Below are 18771 nucleotides of genomic sequence, written 5' to 3'. Positions count from 1 at the left end.
TTCAAAAGTTTCAGCATTTTGTCAAAGGTATTTTTTTTAATGCCAAAAATTTTCTGATAGTTTTCTTCTTTAAGTTTTTTTATTCTTTCAACATTGTTTATCATTTTCATCACCAGTATTATTATACCTTAATATTGGTTTTTATACAAGGTTGTCGAACAGGTCTAATAATTCTTCTGATACACTAAATCCACAGTCATTATCATCCCATTCTCTAGGAATATAAACTATATCGAAAATGTTATTTTCTACTTTTTTAAAAACAGGTGGAAATACATTTTCATGCTCTATTTTAGGCATTATCTGAAATTCTGACAATTTTTCCCATTTTTTATCATTAAGTTCTATATTTAGGATAAATATTTTTTGCTTTCGGCTTTTCATAATCTCACATTTTTTCCAAGAATTCACTGTATCTCTAAAATATATTTCAGGATAACTTTCTAAAGGATGCATATTTGAATCATTTTTAGTAATATAAATATCCATTTCATCATCTAAAAATTGCATTTTATTATTTGTAATCGGATATTTATCAACTGATATTTTAATTTCATAATTTTCGGCTGTATCTAATAATTCCTTTTTCAATAAAGGAGATATATTTTTCAAAAATTCATTATATTGAATTTTATCATACAAAGGTTCTATTTTTAGTTTTTCCAAAAAAATATCACAATACAGTGCTTCTTCTGTATCCAAATTATAATCTTTAATGTATGAAGTTTTTATATTTTCATATATAATTAATTTCCATTTATTTTCAACTTGCAATTTTTCCATTTTTAAATTTATATTTTCAAAATCCAATTTATCTGGTAAAGTTTTTTCAAATGTATTTAATTCTTCCATCCTTTTACCACCTTATTTTTAAATACTTCTTAAAAATGGTCATAGTGTTTTTTACTCAGGATAATTTAAATTTTCCTCTCCCAAATGCTCCAACGTTTCCTCCAAATACTTCTTAGCCTCAAAATTAGCCATTGGCAAGTTTTGATCCAAGTAATTTCCACATTCTATAGCAGTCGCTCCTGGGATTGCTCCTTTAAATTCTGCCATAAATTTGTAAAGTTCCTTCATTAAGTCAACAATGTCCTTTGATTCCAATTTTCCTTTTAGGATAAGATAAAATCCTGTTCTGCATCCCATAGGCCCAAAATATACAATTTCATCTTTCCAAGTTGGATGATTTCTCAAAAATGTTGCTCCCAAATGCTCCATTGTATGAAGTTCTGCGATGTTTATTACTGGCTCTCTATTTGGCAATTTCATTCTTATATCAAAACTTGTCAAATAATTTCCATTAACTTCGTCTATTCTTGATACATAAATTCCTCTGTTTAATCTGATGTGATCTACTGTAAAACTTGCTATTCTTTCCATATTTTCCACTTCCTTTTTATATTTTTATTTTCTATATTTTTTCAAATTTTTAAGTTATTTATCTTTCCACTTTTATTGAAGATTCTATTAATAAGTCCAATGTCTGTGAATAATCATAACCTTTTGAAGCTGTACTTTTTGGCAATAAGCTGGCAGATGTCATTCCTGGCGATGTGTTTACTTCCATAAAATATGGCGTTTCTTCATTTACCACCATAAAGTCTATTCTTGCAAATCCTTCACATTTTAGCCCGTAATAACTGTCTTTTGCAAATTTATTAATTTCAGCCTGCACTTTTTCAGGAAATTCAAATACATATTCATTTGCCCCACCTTTTGCATATTTTGATTCATAGTCAAAGTAATCTCCTGCAAGAGCCTCAATTCTTAGTGTTGGAAAAACTTCCCCATCAATCACAGGTACGCTTATTTCCACACCATGCAGAACTTCTTCAATCAATGCCTCCTTATCCATTCCAAAAACAAGTTCCAGCCCTTTTTCAAGTTCTTCCTGATTTTCCACAAAACTTACTCCAATGCTTGAACCACCGTTATTTGGCTTTACTACAACACGATTTCCCAATTCTTTTTTTATTGTTTCAAAGTCAACAGTTTCGCCTACACGTACACTTTTCCATTTTGCAATTCTAACTCCATATCCAGCCACAATTCTTTTTGAAAATTCTTTATCCATGCAGACTGCACTTGACATCACTCCAGGCCCGCTATAAGCCACTCCCAGACTTTGTAAAATTGCCTGTATTCTCCCGTCTTCTCCAAATACACCGTGTAAAGCGATATAAACAAAATCCAGATTCAAGTCTTTTACTTTTTCAAAAACTTCCTTTTCTGAATCAATTACAATATCAAAAACCTCATATTTATCTCTATTCAAGTTTGCTACAATTTCACTTCCTGTCTTTAAAGAAACTTCTCTTTCAGTTGAAACTCCCCCACGTATTACTCCTACTCTTAATTTTGACATTTTCTCTTCCTTTCCAGTTTTTTTATTATTACTTTTACAATTATTTAAAATCGTTTAAACCTATATAATTCCAAGCAAATCTATTTTATAAATTTTTAAAATCTTCTTTTCCAAAATCATATTTTTTACCGCAAAAATGGCATTCTACTTGTATTTTGCCTTCCTCTTCCAGAATTTTATCAATTTCTTCTTTTCCAAGCGTGATTAATCCCTTGTAAAACTTCTCTTTAGTGCAATTACATTTATACTCCAGCTCTGATTTTTCCAAAATTTCAAAATCTTCCACATAAACCTTTTTATGAGCACCATCAACATCTGTCTCTTCCTCAAATACCGAAATATCCTCATAAAGCAGTTCCACAATCTGCTCAAGGCTCATTCCACCTTCCAGAAGTTCAGTAATCGTCCTAATCTGCTGTAATTTATTTTCCAGTTTATCAATAAATCCGTCTTCCACACCTGGCAACAGCTGTATCAAATAACCTCCAGCCCTTTTTACTTCTCCATTTTCATCCAGCTTTACACCAAGTGCAACAACTGATTTTATCTGCTCTGATAAAAGAAAATAATGAGCAATTATATCTGCAATATCCTCTTCATTTATTTTTGTAACGCCAGAAAACGGATCTCTTAGTCCCAAGTCCTTTATAACTTGCATTGTTCCATTTCCAATAAATCTCACTTGCCCAGTCTCATCTTTTATAAAATTTCCATTTTCGTCAATTATCTGATGAAATTTATCTTCAGGATTTCCAATATAACCTTTTACTTCCCCTTTCATATTCCCAGTTGCAAGCATATTTCCATAAGGCCCATCACCATTTACTTTAACCGACACCAAATCCTTTTCGTTTTTCAAATCTTTCCCCATCATAGCTGTTACTGTTAATAGTTTCCCAAAAACAGTTGTCGCTATTGGATCAAGTCGGTGTACTTTCTTTGCCTCTTTTACAAGTTCTGTAGTATCACAGACAAAAAATCTTGCACATTTGCTTGTTCCTCTAATTATTTCTGATTTTCCCATATTTTCTAACATCCTTCTTTATTTCAAAATTACTCTACCCAAATCAAGATTCACGAATTTTTCATCTATCCGATTTCAATTTAATTCAAGCATATTTTTAAAAATTACATTACTAGAATATCACATTCTATACAAAAAAACAAGATAATTCATTTCTTAAGTCAAATAGAAAACCAAAAAAATACCACCGTCCAAATCAACAGCAGTATTTTATATAATTATTTATATATTTATCATACAAGAAAGAAATAGAAATTAGAGATTTTGTAGTAATAATCAATTTTTTGAATAGGAAAAAATTTATCCAGAATACTACTACCGCCACTAATTCTCCAACAGCTAAATTAGTCAATTTTTGTTTCATAAACTTTTTCAAATTAACAATACACCTCCAGCTTTATTGTAGATATTTTCTCAGAAATCTATTTTTTCTTTTCTTTGTAAACTAGGATTTTTAGATTTTAACCCTTAAGGAAAATAAAATGAGCTATTCTCCTGAAGTATGTTTTATAATATTATAGTTTAATGCAAAGTGTAGCTATATAGTCATTTCCATAATTTGATAATCTATGTCTTTTATCACATGATTCATAAAAATCTATCATAGCGAGACCATTTTTAAGTTGTCCTCTAATCTGAGTTTCTAAGGTATGGCTAAATTCATATCCATATTCTGGATTTATGGTTATTTTGCCTTCCTCTTCAAGCTCTTTTGAATTAAAAGGTATTGAAAACTTTAAAAGTAATTCCTCATCAGGTTTGTCCCATACAATATCAGCATCATACATGTATATCCAAGGATTCATAAATCCGACCATTAACAATCCACCCTTTTTCAATACTCGAGAGGCTTCTTTATATATATTTTCTAAATCTTCTACATATACATTTGAAACTGGATTAAAAATAATATCAAAAGTTTCATTTTCAAATGGAAATGGTTTTGTCATATCGCCTTGAACTGTATTGATTTTTAAGCCTTCTCTTTTAGCAACCATATCATCTCTTTGTAATTGTGATTTAGAAAAATCCATTATGGTTACATCATAACCTTTTATAGCAAAAACTGGACCCTGCTGTCCACCACCACAAGCTAAACCTAATATCTTTTTTCCGTTTGCTTTTTCAAACCATTCTTTTGGAACTTTTTTCCCAACAGTTAATGCAACAGAAATTGGATTATTTCTAACTTCTTCTAATTCTTCATGTGTCAATGGCTCAGTATAGTCATTTTTTACATTATTCCATCTATCTTCATTTAATTTTATATAATTGTTCATCTTATAATCTCCTCGTAATTTTATACTATTTCGATTTAAGTTGAATATGTTGCCATTACATTTTTCTCACCTCTAGAAATTATAATTTCTTGAACTATTTTAATCCTGCTTAAATTTTTTGTTTTTTTATTTTTTATTTGAAACTTTAATTTTTTATGTTTCAAATACAGAACTTTTATAAATCTACAGTCCCTTTTCATGTATCAATTTATGTTCTTTGCTGTTCATATAATCTTTATGTTTATGATTATGCTTTTTCTCTGATATAAAATGACTATGCTCATGTTCATGCGTGATAATATGAGTATGTTTTTTCCCATCATGCGTATGAACAATTATGTGAGAATGACTATGACTGTGATATTTAACCATTGTATCATATACAACAACTACACTGCCGATTACCATAAAAACAAGACCAATGAAATATACCAAAGTAAGTTTTTCTCCATTTACTATAAATGCTAAAAAAGTTCCTACAAATGGAGCTATAGCATAATATGCACTAGTTTTTGCAGCGCCTAAATCCCTTTGTGCCCTGATATACATAAAAATACTGAGTCCATATGCCACAAATCCAAGTAGCAAAGCAGCTATTATATATTTCATTTCAGGAATTCTTTCTCCCAAAATAAAGGCGACTATAAATGAGCCGCTGCCAGAGAAAAAGCCTTTTAGCAAAACAATCTCATAAGTGCTTTTATCCGAGATTTTTCTAGTGCAGTTATTTTCAAGTCCCCAACAGCAAGTTGCTAGTATAACAAACAATGAGCCTAATGAAAACTGGAAACTTTCAGCCCCTTCAACTGAAAGAACTATGCTTGATACTATAATAAAACCGATAGCAATCCATAACTTTGATGTTACCTTCTCCTTAAATATCAAAAGAGCAATAATTGTTGTTGCTACAATTTCAAAGTTGCCAAGCAGTGAAGCATTTGAAGCTGAACCAATATTTATACCAATCATCAGGAATATAGGTGCCACAATATCAAGGACAATCATTCCAACAGTATAAGGTAAATCTGCCTTATTTAACTTTTCATACTTTTCTTCGACTTTCCTATGAAACAAGTACATAATACCTACACCTGTTCCAGCTCCCAAATATAGAAAAGATGCCATCAATGTGGGTGGAATCTTATTTAAAAGCACTTTAGAAAATGGTGTATTTATTGCATAAAAAATAGCCGCAAGCAATGCTAAAATTACCGCTATAAATTTTCTGCTTTTATCCATGTTTAATAAATCATCTCCTTTTAGACAAATCCTAAATTTATCTCACAATCAGCCAAGGCCTTTCCTTTTCCCAAACAATCTTCACATCCAAACCAAACATCTGAGAAAGCAATTTATCAGTCAAAATATCCTTTTTAAACCCTTTTGCCAAAATCTTTCCATCGTGAAGAAGTGCCACGTGTGTTACTGACGGCATAATTTCCTCAATCTGGTGAGTTACATAAATAAATGGTATTGCATTATCATTTTTGGAATTTTCCTCAAGCACTTTCAAAAAATACTCTCTCGAAGTTACATCAAGCCCCGAACAAGGCTCGTCCAGTATAAGCAGATCAGGCTCATTCATAAACGCTCTTGCAAGTAATGTCCGTCGTTGCTCTCCTTGCGACAAAGTTCCAAAACGATTATTTTTTATATACGAAATTCTAAAATCCTCAATAATCTTATCCGCCTTTTCCCTGTCCTCATCTGTAACTTCATCATAAATCCCAATAGAACTAAACTTTCCAGAAATTACAACATCTTCCAGTTTTTCGCCATTTAATGTGCTTGAAAAATTATTTAATGTGGAACTCACAAATCCAACTCGATTTTTTATTTTTTTCCAAGAATAATTACCAAATTTATGCCCAAAAACTCTCACTTCTCCAGAAGTTGGAAAAATGTAGGCTGGTATCATTCCAAGAAGAGTTGACTTTCCAGAACCATTAAGCCCTAGAAGTACCCAATTCTCACCTTTATTTATATGCCAGTCAATTCCTTTCAGTATTTCTCTGCCATTACGTTTAAAAGTTACATTTTCATAGTGTAATATTTCTTCCATAAAAATATCCTTCTTTTTTCAAAATTTTTAGTTCCTAAATTCTATTAGCAATCTCAGTTCCCATTTCATCAGTTCCAACTTTCTTCATACCATCTGTATAAATATCAGCTGTTCTAAATCCTGCTTCTAGCACTTCTTCCACAGCTTTTTCTATTGCATCAGCCTCTTTTTGAAGATTAAATGAATATCTTAACATCATTACTGCTGAAAGTATTGTTGCTATCGGATTTGCAATATTTTTTCCAGCAATATCAGGTGCTGAACCGTGACTTGGCTCATAAAGTCCGACTTTTCCATCTCCAAGACTCGCTGATGGCAGCATTCCAAGTGATCCTGTAAGCATTGAGGCCTCGTCTGACAAAATATCTCCAAACATATTTTCAGTCAAAATCACATCAAATTGTCTAGGATTAGCAATCAGCTGCATTGCTGCATTATCTACATACATGTGCGAAACTTCCACTTCTGGATAATCTTTTGAAATTTCCTCCACTACTTTTCTCCACAATTTTGAAGTATCTAAAACATTGTGTTTATCCACACTTGTAATTTTTTCCCCTCTTAATTTTGCAATTTCAAATGCTTTTTTTGCAATTCTTTCAATTTCTCCTTTTGTATATGGCAATGTATCGACAGCTTTTTCATCAGAATATTCTCTAGGTCCAAAATAAATCCCTCCTGTAAGCTCTCTAACTATCATTACATCTAGCCCTTCTCCAATTATTTCATCCTTCAATGGACTAGCACTTTTCAATTGCTTAAACAAAACCGCTGGTCTTAAATTTGTGTAAACTCCCAAGTCTTTTCTTATCGCAAGAAGTCCTTTTTCAGGTCTTTTATCAGGATCAACATTATCCCATTTAGGTCCTCCAACTGATCCTAACAAAATCGAGTCACTCTCTTTACAAATTTTCGCAGTTTCTTCAGAATAAGGAATCCCATATTTATCAATAGATTCTCCTCCCAAATATCCTTGCGTATACTCAAATTTATGCCCAAATTTTTCTCCAATTTTATTCAAAACTTTTACCGCTTCATCAACAATTTCTGGACCAATTCCGTCCCCTTTTAATAATGCAATTTTGTAGTTCATTTTTTTACTTCCTTTCTAAATTTTTTATATCATCTTTTTTAACTTTTTTATTCAAAATTTTTCCATTTTAAATTATTAAATAAAATCTCTACTCTTCTATTATGATATTTTCCTATATCTGTTTCATTTTTATCAACTGGATCATCTTCTCCTTTACCACTTATTTCTCCAATTGAAATAGTATCTTTTAAACCAAGCTCTCTAAGTATTCTAGCAACATTTCTAGCTCTTATCAACGATAATTTTTGATTATATTTCTTTGTTCCAGTTGAATCAGTATACCCTACGAAATCTACAGTTCCACTTTCTCCAAATTTATTTAAAACATTTACAATTTCTTTAAGATCAAATATCTGATACTCAGTTATTATTCTCCCATCAACTTTAAAACCTCTTATAACACACTTTTTCTCCTCTCTATTGCAAGGTACTACTAATGTTGTTGAAAAAGAGATATTCACAATTATAAATATACAAAATAAAATAAACTTTTTCATAAAATTCCTCCAATTTAAAGCAAATCCGAATGTGTCCTAGTTCTCAACAATGTCAAAACCAAAATATTTTTTTCAATTTTATAAATTAAGAGCCAATCAGTCTGAATATGATATTCTCTAAATCCTTTATAATCGCCAGTAAGACAATGATCTCTATATTTTTCAGGCAAAATTTCACTATCAGATAATTTATTAATAACCTGTGCCAGTAATATTAAATCATATTTTCTTTTCTTTAATTTTTTCAAGTCCTTATCAAACCTTTTGGTCGTCTTTATTGTCAATTTCATCCACTAAACCCCTAAATCCTCAAATAATTCTTCAGCACTATTATACCCTTTTCTTTCAATTTTACCACTCAAAATATCATCAGTTTCCTGCATTGCCTTTAAAGTTTCTTTATTTGAAGTTTTCTCATCATCTTCTAAGTCTTCCGTTAGCTCATCTATGCTATCAAAAGTTTTACTTAATCCAACACCTTTCTCAACTTCATCCAGAACCTTTCTAGTTTCTCCATTTGGAACTTTCAACTCAAACGGAATCCCCTGCTCCAAAATACACTTCTTCAAAAATAAATTCATAGCAGTACTCATATTAAGCCCCATTTTTTTAAATAATGTTTCCGCTTCTTTTTTAACATTTTCATCAACTCTAGCTGTTACTGTAGCCATTTTTACCACTCCTTTGTAATACTTTTGTTATACAATGTAATTGTATTACTAAATAGTGCAAAAATCAATATTTTAATTAACTTTTTCAAAAAAAATTTACTTTTTTCATTTTTTAAAATCTATTAATCTATTTTCTATCAAATAATTTATATTTTCAACTACCCAGTTTTTATTAAATCTATAAAAAATATCAATTCTAAAAGCTTTACTTTCATTATCTAATTTAAAATATAATTTATATCTCATTATTTTTTTTACTAATTTTAAAACCTTTACTTTTTCCCGTGAGACTATTTTCCTTATTTTACCTATATTTGAAAGTTGTATTCCTGAAGATATTTTTAATGTTACATCACACGAAAATATTTCTATATTGTCTTTCTTAAATAAAACTATAATACTTTCTCTTAAATCCTCGTTAACATCGTAAATAAGTTTTTTATCAAAAAGCACTTTTATAAAATTGTTTTCAGGAAGAAAACACAAATAATTTCTGTCATACTCAATATTATTTTCATTAAAATAATTTTCTATTATTTTATTCCATTCTTTGATAGTTCGCATAATTTTTTATCTCCTAGTCATCTGAAAATTTTTTGTTAAATCCAAGCATACTGCAACTCATAGCACTTTCTGTAATAATTCCCTTTAATTGAAGTTTCAAGATTTTTATTTCTTCTAAAATTCCGATTACAGCTTTTTTTGTAAAACTGATAAGCTCTCTTACACCAGCCACTTCTTCTCCAGCTGACTAATTCTCCATTTTTTACAAACACATCAAACGGTAAATCTTTTGAACTTATTTTAGAAAGTTTTTCTTTTTCCCGCTTTCTATACTCAATTCCTTTTGACCACATAGATATCTCCTTTTTTTCAGATTATATCTGAAACTTGAAATTTATTTTCTAACTCGTATCTTCTACTTTTACATCGACAATTTTTCATTTTCAATCAAATTTCTGAAATCAAATTATCTGCTATTTAACAATCCCTTTTGAAATCACATCCAAATCCCCATTGCTAAACTGAATATTTGTTTTTGCCCCTGTATCAGCTAGTATTTTTTTTGCAATCATTGTCGTTAATGGATAAAGTATATTAAAATGATCTCCACCTGCAATTCGGTATTTCTTGAATGATATTTTGTATTTGTCTGCGGCTTTTTGCATAGGCTCAAATAGAATATCTCTTCTTTCTTCCTGCCCTTCAAAGTGAAAAGTTGGTGCTGTTATTGAACGGACGTATCGAAGTGATGATCTTACTGCTATTTCTCTAGGATTTGTCAAATCAAATGGAACTCCGCCATATTCATCTGGTTTTTCTGTTGCCCAAAAGAAATCTGGCAAGGCACCTATTGCAAAAACTGCTCGAAAACCTTTTGAATATTCGCTCAAAAGCAAAGCCTTTGTCCCACCTGTACTGTGTCCAACGAGATAAATTCTATTTGGATCAACATAAGGAAGTGATGCCACATATTTTCTGGCTTCTTCCAAGTCTTCAATTTCCCCATAAAACATTTCATATTTTCCAGCATTTGCATTTTCTCCTCTAGCACTTGGTATTGCAAGTACAAAATCATCTCTTTTAAATGCACCTGCCCCTTGATAATTATTTTTAGGCGATTCTTCATCCCAGCCAAACTCACTATCTCCAATTCCACCAAATCCACCGTTTAAATATATAATTGCAGGATATTTTTTCCCGTTATTTTCTTTTGCTGTAATATACATTGGCATTTCTCCTAATTTTGATGGATAATTTACCAATGAAAACTTGCTGTTTTTAGGGGGAATACCTGGTTTTCCATCTGGTACAAATTCCGTTTTTTGCCCATCGACAATCTTTGTCTTAAAATTTTTATGAGCCTCTTCCAATGTTTCTCCATATATCTCAAAATCAAAACTATTATCAATTTCTTTGCTATTTTTTTCACTCTTTTGAACTTCTGTATTTGCGTTTGAATTTTTACCTCCGTTCCCGCAAGATACTACAAAAGTTGCTAAAATTAACAATAAAAGTAATATTTTTTTCATAAATTCACCTTTCTTTTTTATTTATTGTTCCAACATTCTTCTTTTTCCGACTCTTTCAGCCAATTTTTCAAAATAACCACTTTCAATCAAATTATTTCTGTTCTGTATCCACCATGCCTTTCCATTAATTTGGGCAAAATTTATTATTTCTTTTTTTATTTTATCCCCAACTCTTACTGATATCGTCAATTTATAATTTAAGATTCCTTTTTTTAAATCAATTTTTTCTATATCATCAACATCTATTCTTGTTAAAAGCCCTTTAATTCCACCAAGCATCCCAACTTCGAAAAATAATATTTCATTCTCCTTAAAAAGTATATAACACGGCTTCATCCCTGCTTTCATAATCAATCCAATAAGCCCCATCATCAAAAATGAATTCAAATTTCTTTCTCTTTTAATACCATAAATAAAATTTTTATCATATTCTATCCCATTTTGCTTGAAATATTCTTCTACTTTCAACTGTTCTTTTGATTTTTCTGCCATCTTTTAAATTTTCCTTTCTAATTTTTATTCTATTATTTTAATAAACAACTTCCTCCTCAACAACATCATTAACCTTTTTAGTTAATTTCCCATCCTCATCATAAAATTTATCATGATATAAGTTTTAAAAAAAGACATAGGTAATAAATAGTTTCTATTTTTTCACTTATATTTTTTAAATTTTGTGAATCAAGTTAAAATCCATATAGGATTAACATATTCTTTTTAGATTTTTTATCTACTACATAATGCTATAAAAATATAAATAAATTAGTTATTAAATAGCACCAATCAAAAAAATGTAATGTTTTATTATATATATAATTAAAAATACATGAGCTTATAAATAATTAATATTAAAAATCAATTTTTTTATATGTATTTTTTACTTTAAATTTTTAATTTGACGCACTGTAGATTATCCTCATTTTACATACTACATCTGAAATGCCGTTATCCAAAAACATATTCCTGCTATAAATGAAAGCGGAGTCATAGCATATTTTTCTTTTCTACTTTTTGAAATCATGTTCATAATAGTATTCAGAGATAGGTAGACAGCAAAGAAAAAACAAATATATTTAGTAACCTTAAAAGGCAGCCACAAGGAAATAAAACCTCCGGCTTGCAAAATAATTATCATTGCAAAAATTTGGATAGCCACTGAAATGATTGCCATAACTCTAAATTTCTTGGGTAAGATTTTATGTTGTCCACCCATTGTAAATTCCCCCAAAGGCAAACCGCAAGCAACAAGAACTGTCATAGCTGCTATAACTCCAAATAATACTGCACCTAATATTGAAAACATAAATCAATATTCTCCCTTCGCAAAATACAAAAAATTTCAGTTACAAATTCAAAATTTCTTTCTTTTTTATTAATACCATAAACAAAATTTTTATCATACTCTATCCCATTTTATTTAAAATATTCTTCCATTTTTAATTGTCTTTTTGACTTTTCTGCCATCTTTTAAATTTTTCTTTCTAATTTTTATTCTATTATTTCAATAAACAACTTCTTCCTCAGCAATATCATTAACATAATTAACCTTTTTAGTCAATTTCCCATCCTCATCATAGAATTCCCAAATTCCCTCTTTTTTCCCAGCTTTATAATTTCCAATTGCCGCTAATTTGTGATTCTTCTTATAATAAAGTTTTGTCAAGCCTTCTCTTCTTGATACAAAAAAACTACTAGCATCTGCATAACCTATTTTAAATTTTTCCCGAAGAATTGAAGAAAACTCGTCATTTAATTCTAAGTCAGTGACAAATTCAAAAAGATCATCAAAACTTGCAGCAAAAAATCCCTTATCAATATTCCCTTTTAACCAAATCCAGTTATCCCCCACAACTGTATAATCATCAGCTACTTCAAAATAAAAATTTCCTTCACTTGTTATTTCAATACTTTCAACAAAAATATATTTTTTAAACTTGTCTAGTGGAAATATATTATTTTTATATGCCTTTTCAGCTTCTTCTTTTGTAAAATCATCTTTTAAAACCTCAAACAGCATATCGTAACAAGTTGGATATTCTGGAAATGCTCCATCATCAAAAAAATCATCATTCAACACATCATAAAAATACTTAACCATCGTATCTTTCACTTTCTCGTTCCATTCATCCTGATTAAGATACAATTCTTCGAAAATTTTAAACATTTTTTCTTTTTCAATTTCAATATTATCACATTCTTTAGAAATTGTTAGTCTTACCCGTATTTCTTTACCTTTCCAAATGATTTTCCCATACCATTCTTTAAAATAACTACTAGATGTATTTTCACCAAAATCCTGAATTTCCATATCTGATTTTCCTTTCTAAAAAAATTTAAGAAAATTAATCCATATAAAACTCGTCTATTTCACCATTAAAATTACACTCAGCATAAAACATTTTATCAACAAAAAACAATCTTTCGTACATAGTAATAGAAAAACTATTTTCATCATCGTCAGTTAAATCAATTGTTATTTCCATATCTTCATTATCAAGTAACTTTTTAAACGCTTCTTTTGTAAGAAAATTATTTTTCATAATTTTTTCTGTATCTTCTTTTCCAATTATTTCAATTAATTTTTTTTCAACATCAGAAATATCTTTATTTTCATAATAAATTTCAGAATATTCTGGTTTTATCCATTTTTCTTCATTAAACCAGTCAACAAATTTATCAGCAAATAAATTTTTACATTTTTTATCCCAATAATCCTTATTTTCCATAATTTTGTCAACTATTTCTTCTATTTCTTCTTCACTAACTTTATTTTCATTATTACAAAGTAAAATAATCTCTATTTCATGATTTTTCCACATTACTTTCCGAACATACTCATATTCTTCATAATTATCATCATAAAAATCTGTATCTGTAAGTTTCCAATTTTTCATTTGCAATCCTTTCTAAAACTTCTATAAATTATCTATGATTCTCCTCATACTTCCTAATCTCATCTTCATGCTCCAAAGTCAGCCCAATCGAATCAAGCCCTTTCAGTAATCTCTGTTTCCAGCTTTCCTCCAGCTCAAAGAAATAATCTTTCCCATTTGCTGTCAGCTTGTTATTTTCCAAATCAACTACCACTTTAGCATCCCCAGGAAGTTTAGCCAGTTCCAGTCTATCAGCTTCTGGCAAAGTTATTGGCAAATGTCCGTTATTTAGCCAGTTCATGTAGAATATTCCTGAATACCCTCCTGCAACAATTACATGAAATCCATAATCCTGCAATGCCCAAGCCGCATGTTCCCTACTAGAACCGCAACCAAAATTATCTCCTGTAATCAAAATTGTTCCTGTCTTATATTCAGGCTTATTTAAATTAAAATCCATATTATCTGTTCTGTCTTCATTGTATCTCCATTCATCAAACACATATTGTCCAAATCCTGTTTTTTCGATACTTTTTAAATATTGTTTTGGAATTAATTGATCCGTATCAATATTGTCATTCATTATTGGAACGATTGTTCCTTCATATTTTGTAAATGGTTTCATTTTATTTTGTATGATAAACCAAGTATTTTCTTATCATACGTCCTCCTTTTTTTAAAATTTATTTTAATATCTTTTTTATTTCATTCATTATTTCAGGAATTTTTAAAAGTTCTTCTACAAGATAATTAAAATTATCCTCTATATCATTTTTTCTAATTTGAATAATTTCATTATAATTTATTCCTAAAATTTGGCATAATTCTCTTCCAGTCATTATATTTTCATACTCAAATGCACCCTTAAATCCATTTTTTATTGCTTCTTTATCTTCTTGATTAAAAGAACATATATAAAATTCTATTACAAAAGGTATTTTAGAACCAAAATTTTTTGAAAATTCTTCTAAATGCTGTCTTTCACCAATTACTTTTTTTGTATCAAAAGTATCGCCATCTTTTAATTCAATAACTTTACATATCCTCATATTTTCTATAATAAAAATCAATAAATCAGGCTCTATTCCTTCTACACCTTTCGTATATTTATTTGATTTTTTAAAAATTTTTTTAGTACAAAGATAAGTTCCATTTATTATATTACCTTTTGTAGCTTTATCAATAAAATCATCAATATCTTTAATTATTTCACTTCTTTCAATAATTAATCTTTCTAACTCTGTCCCATTTGAAATTACAGTTGCCTGCACTTTTGAAATTAATTTTCCAAGTTCTTCATTTCCTAAAGTTCTTGTATATCCTGAATTTCCATCTATTCTTCCTTTAGCATTCCTAATTTTCATTAATTTTCCTCTTCCTTTCCATACACAATATCACAACCAATAAAATTTCTATTTATTTCTTTACAAGCTTCAAACACAGAATAACCACCAGAAGCTGGATCACACACTAAATCACCTTCAAAAGTAGTTGCTAGTATTAACTTTTTTTGAAGTTCTATTGGTTTTGAATGAGTATGATTTTTCACTATTTTTTCTTCCCAAACATCTGGAATATCGTGCAATACCCAAGTAGATTTTGCTTTTTTAGGTTCTTTTTGTATAATAACAAGATATTCACTTCTTCTTCTGGAGCGATACCCCATTCCTATCTTTTTCTTGTCCCAAGTTATCATATCAACAGTATGTAAAGCCGAAACCTCATCAAACCATTTTTTTATTCCCTCAACTAAATGAAATTTATCTACCCATAAAAATAAATAACCGTTTGGAAGCAGCACTCTTTCTATATTTTTTACAAACTTTTTTATAATTTCTTCTGTCATTTGTGGTAATTCAGAACGTTCCTTTCCTCTTTTAACTCCTTCATTTCCATAAGACATTTTATCTAAAATTCCACGATACTGCGGGTCAAAAAATATCACTTTTAAGGTTTCATCTTTTATTTGCTTTAACAAATCTAATCCATTCATTTTATTTTTTTTGTTAATTAATAATTGTATTTCTTTTTGTATTTCTGAATTTATATTTTTTTTCAAAAACTCTATTTTATTTTTTTTATTTTCTATTTTCTCAAATAAACTAATTGTAAAATTTTCCATAAAAAACCTCTCCTTTTTATTTAAATTATTCGCAAATCTCATCCAATTCCCTTACATCCACAAATTTCCCATAAATTGCAGCCGCAGCAGCCATTGCAGGACTCACTAAATGAGTTCTTGCTCCTTTTCCTTGCCGTCCTTCAAAGTTTCTGTTGGAAGTTGAGGCACAATGCTCTCCAGCTGGTATCAAGTCAGGGTTCATTCCAAGACAAGTGGAACATCCAGCTTCTCTCCATTCAAAGCCTGCATCTTTCAAAATTTGTGCTATTCCGCTTTCTTCAGCTGCCTTTTTTACAACTTGTGAGCCAGGAACCACGACTGCTGTAATATTTGGTGCAACTTTTTTATCTTTTACAATTTTTGCGACAATTTCCAAATCGCTCAGTCTTCCGTTTGTACAGGAACCTATAAACACATGCTTTAAAGGAATATCAAATGGAGTCTGCCCCGGTTTTAAGCCCATATACTCGTAGGCCTTTTCATCATTGTGATCTTTAATTTCAGGGAAAGTTCCTGTAACATTGATGCCCATTTCAGGATTTGTTCCCCAAGTAACTTGTGGCTCAAGATTTGTAACATCTATTTTTATATGCTTATCAAAGGCTTCTACAGAATCTGTATATAATTCCTTCCATTCAGCCACTTTTTTCTCAAATTCCTCACCTTTTGGTGCAAACCTTCTTCCTTTCACATAATTAAATGTAGTTTCATCAGGTGCAATAATTCCTGATTTTCCACCACCTTCAATCGCCATATTGCATATTGTCATTCTTTCTTCCATCGAAAGCCCTCTTATCGTATCTCCAAAAAATTCAAAGGCATATCCATTTCCAAGTCCAATTCCATAAGTCTTAATTATATGTAAAATAATATCTTTTGCATATACACCTTTTTGTAATTTTCCAGTAATTTCAATTCCCATTGTCTTAGGTTTTTTTTGCCAAATTGTCTGTGTTGCCAGAACATGCTCAACTTCACTTGTCCCAATTCCAAATGCAATCGCTCCAAATGCTCCATGCGTCGCAGTATGGCTATCTCCACAAACTACAGTTTTTCCAGGTTGCGTAAGTCCTTGTTCAGGCCCTACCATATGCACAATTCCATTATTTTCATTAAACATATCAACAAGTTCAATCCCAAATTCCTTACAGTTTGCAGCAAGTGCATCAAGCTGCGCCTTAGAAATCTTATCTTTTATATCTAGTCTTTGCGACATTATCGTAGGCGTGTTATGATCCATCGTTCCAAAAGTCAAGTCAGGACGTCTAACCTTTCTTCCAGCAAGCCTCAATCCTGAAAACGCCTGTGGCGAAGTAACCTCATGAATTAAGTGTAAATCTATATAAAGCAATTGTGCTTCTCCAGGCTCTCCTGTAATTACGTGTTTCTCCCAAACTTTATCAAACAAAGTTTTTGGTTTTTTCATTTCTGACATCTTTTTATCCTCCACTTTTTCTCTCCGTTTTTTTATTTATAAATTTTTTTTAAAATTTATCCATTCTTTTTTGCTCAAATTTCTGTAATTCCTTTACTTTTTCAAAAATAATATCTATATTTTGTTCCCTTAAATAACTCATATACAAGGCTCTATCTTCCTTTTCGATTACAAATGGAGCTATTTTTTCCTGAAAACACAGATGCATCATAATCAGTCTTCCCGTTCATCCATTTCCATCACTAAAGGGATGAATTCGTTCAAATTCTATATGAGAGTTTAATATTTCCAATAATTTTTCATCATCATTTTTACATAATTCAAGCCTATAATTAAGATTTTCAATCCAATTTTTTGTAAGAATTGGTGCTTGACTTGGTGTAGAAGTTTCAAAATTTGCACCAATTATTGCATTACTATTTCTTTTAAAATTTCCTGCATTATCATTTAACCTATCCAAAATTTCCTTATTTATACTCTTTATCACGTAAATATCAAGTTTTTTATCATTTTCAAGTTCACTTATCATATAGTCAATCGCCCTTTTATGATTCAAAACTTCAAAAACTTCACGAACACTCTTGCTGCCTGGTATTGTGCTATCCAAAATAATTGTAGCCGTCTCATTCAATGTCAATGTATTTCCTTCAATGGCATTTGAATGATATGTCATTCTTACTGATAAATCTAAAAAATATTCATAATTTATATTTTTTATATCCATTTTCCCCAACTTTCTATCAGTTATAATCTTTATTTCCCTTACAAAATTTTTTCCTGTATTTCATCTTTTATTTTTTTAAAACTTTCTTTTTTCTTAACTTTACCATTTTTATGATATTCTATTTTTTCTCCATCCAAAAATCGATTCCATTCAGATGTCATTTTCAAGTTCCCATTTTCATACCGCTCTATTCTTTTTCCGTATAAAACATCATCTTTGTATTCTGTTTCTGATTGGATATTTCCGTTTTCATAAAACTCTTTCACATTTCCGTTTAGTTTATCATTAACATAAATAAGTTCGGCTTTTAATTTTCCATTTTTATAATAATAATTTGTTATTCCCTGCCTCAACCCTTCCTTAAGAGCATATACACTTGAAATTTCTCCACTGTCATATCGGACTATTATATTCCCTGAAAACGGCTTATTTTCTCCTTTTACATAAGCCTTTCCATCAATAATTTCAACTTCTTTTTCTTCAACTTGTCTTTTTTCATCCGAATACAGTACACCGCCAAATATAAAACATATCAGAAATATACAATTTAAAAATTTAAACTTCATTAACTTTCAGACCTTTCGTAAAA

The 18771-nt window shown here is 29.9% G+C and carries 23 protein-coding genes and 1 pseudogene; all 24 read right to left on the bottom strand.

The annotated features are described in order from the left end of the window. Positions 1–141: 141 nt before the first annotated feature. The 24 genes and pseudogenes from K324_RS0112910 to K324_RS0112790 all read right to left on the bottom strand — a co-directional run bounded on the left by K324_RS0112910 (position 142) and on the right by K324_RS0112790 (position 18748). Positions 142–852 (bottom strand): hypothetical protein, encoded by a 711-nt coding sequence (locus K324_RS0112910; protein ID WP_026748650.1) that lies wholly within the window; start codon positions 850–852, stop codon positions 142–144. 51 nt (positions 853–903) lie between these two features. Then, entirely contained in the window at positions 904–1383 is a 480-nt protein-coding gene (locus K324_RS0112905; protein ID WP_026748649.1) for an S-ribosylhomocysteine lyase, read from the bottom strand. Positions 1384–1441: 58 nt separating this feature from the next. After that, a complete protein-coding gene (locus K324_RS0112900) occupies positions 1442–2368 on the bottom strand; it encodes a D-alanine--D-alanine ligase (protein ID WP_026748648.1) in 927 nt (308 codons plus the stop codon). 85 nt (positions 2369–2453) lie between these two features. Beyond that, positions 2454–3392, bottom strand: coding sequence for an Hsp33 family molecular chaperone HslO (locus K324_RS0112895; protein ID WP_026748647.1), 939 nt, complete (start codon positions 3390–3392; stop codon positions 2454–2456). A gap of 515 nt (positions 3393–3907) precedes the next feature. Beyond that, entirely contained in the window at positions 3908–4672 is a 765-nt protein-coding gene (locus K324_RS0112890) for a class I SAM-dependent methyltransferase (protein ID WP_026748646.1), read from the bottom strand. Positions 4673–4855: 183 nt separating this feature from the next. Then, complete coding sequence (locus K324_RS0112880; RefSeq protein WP_026749499.1) at positions 4856–5911, bottom strand: DMT family transporter; 1056 nt, start codon at positions 5909–5911, stop codon at positions 4856–4858. A 37-nt stretch (positions 5912–5948) separates the two neighbouring features. Next, on the bottom strand, positions 5949–6734 hold the full coding sequence (locus tag K324_RS0112875) for an ABC transporter ATP-binding protein (protein WP_026749498.1): 786 nt from the start codon (positions 6732–6734) through the stop codon (positions 5949–5951). A gap of 34 nt (positions 6735–6768) precedes the next feature. Then, positions 6769–7827, bottom strand: coding sequence for a 3-isopropylmalate dehydrogenase (gene leuB / locus K324_RS0112870; protein WP_026749497.1), 1059 nt, complete (start codon positions 7825–7827; stop codon positions 6769–6771). A gap of 47 nt (positions 7828–7874) precedes the next feature. After that, positions 7875–8324 (bottom strand): OmpA family protein, encoded by a 450-nt coding sequence (locus K324_RS0112865; protein ID WP_026749496.1) that lies wholly within the window; start codon positions 8322–8324, stop codon positions 7875–7877. A 14-nt stretch (positions 8325–8338) separates the two neighbouring features. After that, a complete protein-coding gene (locus tag K324_RS0112860; RefSeq protein ID WP_026749495.1) occupies positions 8339–8614 on the bottom strand; it encodes a type II toxin-antitoxin system YafQ family toxin in 276 nt (91 codons plus the stop codon). A gap of 3 nt (positions 8615–8617) precedes the next feature. After that, positions 8618–8995 (bottom strand): type II toxin-antitoxin system RelB/DinJ family antitoxin, encoded by a 378-nt coding sequence (locus K324_RS0112855; protein ID WP_026749494.1) that lies wholly within the window; start codon positions 8993–8995, stop codon positions 8618–8620. Between the two features lie 105 nt (positions 8996–9100). Beyond that, complete coding sequence (locus tag K324_RS0112850) at positions 9101–9559, bottom strand: hypothetical protein (RefSeq protein WP_026749493.1); 459 nt, start codon at positions 9557–9559, stop codon at positions 9101–9103. 35 nt (positions 9560–9594) lie between these two features. Then, the gene (locus tag K324_RS0112845; RefSeq protein WP_026749492.1) at positions 9595–9852 is read right to left on the bottom strand and encodes a hypothetical protein; all 258 of its coding nucleotides are present in this window, start codon (positions 9850–9852) and stop codon (positions 9595–9597) included. Between the two features lie 120 nt (positions 9853–9972). Beyond that, positions 9973–11028, bottom strand: coding sequence for an alpha/beta hydrolase family protein (locus tag K324_RS0112840; protein WP_036095818.1), 1056 nt, complete (start codon positions 11026–11028; stop codon positions 9973–9975). Positions 11029–11049: 21 nt separating this feature from the next. Next, positions 11050–11520 (bottom strand): hypothetical protein, encoded by a 471-nt coding sequence (locus tag K324_RS0112835; RefSeq protein WP_026749490.1) that lies wholly within the window; start codon positions 11518–11520, stop codon positions 11050–11052. A gap of 436 nt (positions 11521–11956) precedes the next feature. Further along, entirely contained in the window at positions 11957–12331 is a 375-nt protein-coding gene (locus K324_RS0112830; RefSeq protein WP_026749489.1) for a hypothetical protein, read from the bottom strand. A 198-nt stretch (positions 12332–12529) separates the two neighbouring features. Further along, entirely contained in the window at positions 12530–13336 is an 807-nt protein-coding gene (locus tag K324_RS0112825) for a DUF2262 domain-containing protein (protein ID WP_026749488.1), read from the bottom strand. 34 nt (positions 13337–13370) lie between these two features. After that, the gene (locus tag K324_RS0112820; RefSeq protein WP_026749487.1) at positions 13371–13922 is read right to left on the bottom strand and encodes a DUF2262 domain-containing protein; all 552 of its coding nucleotides are present in this window, start codon (positions 13920–13922) and stop codon (positions 13371–13373) included. A 28-nt stretch (positions 13923–13950) separates the two neighbouring features. Further along, positions 13951–14526 carry a 3-isopropylmalate dehydratase small subunit gene (gene leuD / locus K324_RS0112815; protein WP_026749486.1) on the bottom strand — a complete coding sequence of 192 codons (576 nt, stop codon included), beginning with the start codon at positions 14524–14526 and terminating at the stop codon, positions 13951–13953. A gap of 58 nt (positions 14527–14584) precedes the next feature. After that, positions 14585–15265, bottom strand: coding sequence for a hypothetical protein (locus K324_RS0112810; protein ID WP_026749485.1), 681 nt, complete (start codon positions 15263–15265; stop codon positions 14585–14587). After that, positions 15265–16023, bottom strand: coding sequence for a DNA methyltransferase (locus K324_RS0112805; RefSeq protein WP_084533666.1), 759 nt, complete (start codon positions 16021–16023; stop codon positions 15265–15267). Before K324_RS0112805 ends, K324_RS0112810 begins: the two co-directional genes overlap by 1 nt. 25 nt (positions 16024–16048) lie before the next feature. After that, entirely contained in the window at positions 16049–17458 is a 1410-nt protein-coding gene (gene leuC / locus K324_RS0112800; RefSeq protein ID WP_026749483.1) for a 3-isopropylmalate dehydratase large subunit, read from the bottom strand. Positions 17459–17507: 49 nt separating this feature from the next. Then, positions 17508–18182, bottom strand: a pseudogene (locus K324_RS14970) (Fic family protein). A 38-nt stretch (positions 18183–18220) separates the two neighbouring features. Beyond that, positions 18221–18748, bottom strand: a complete 528-nt coding sequence (locus tag K324_RS0112790) for a toxin-antitoxin system YwqK family antitoxin (RefSeq protein ID WP_026749482.1) — start codon at positions 18746–18748, stop codon at positions 18221–18223. Between the last annotated feature and the right edge of the window lie 23 nt (positions 18749–18771).

The sequence above is a fragment of the Leptotrichia trevisanii DSM 22070 genome (assembly GCF_000482505.1).
In the GTDB taxonomy this organism is placed as follows: Bacteria; Fusobacteriota; Fusobacteriia; order Fusobacteriales; family Leptotrichiaceae; genus Leptotrichia; species Leptotrichia trevisanii.
This window is presented reverse-complemented; position numbering and strand designations above follow the sequence as displayed.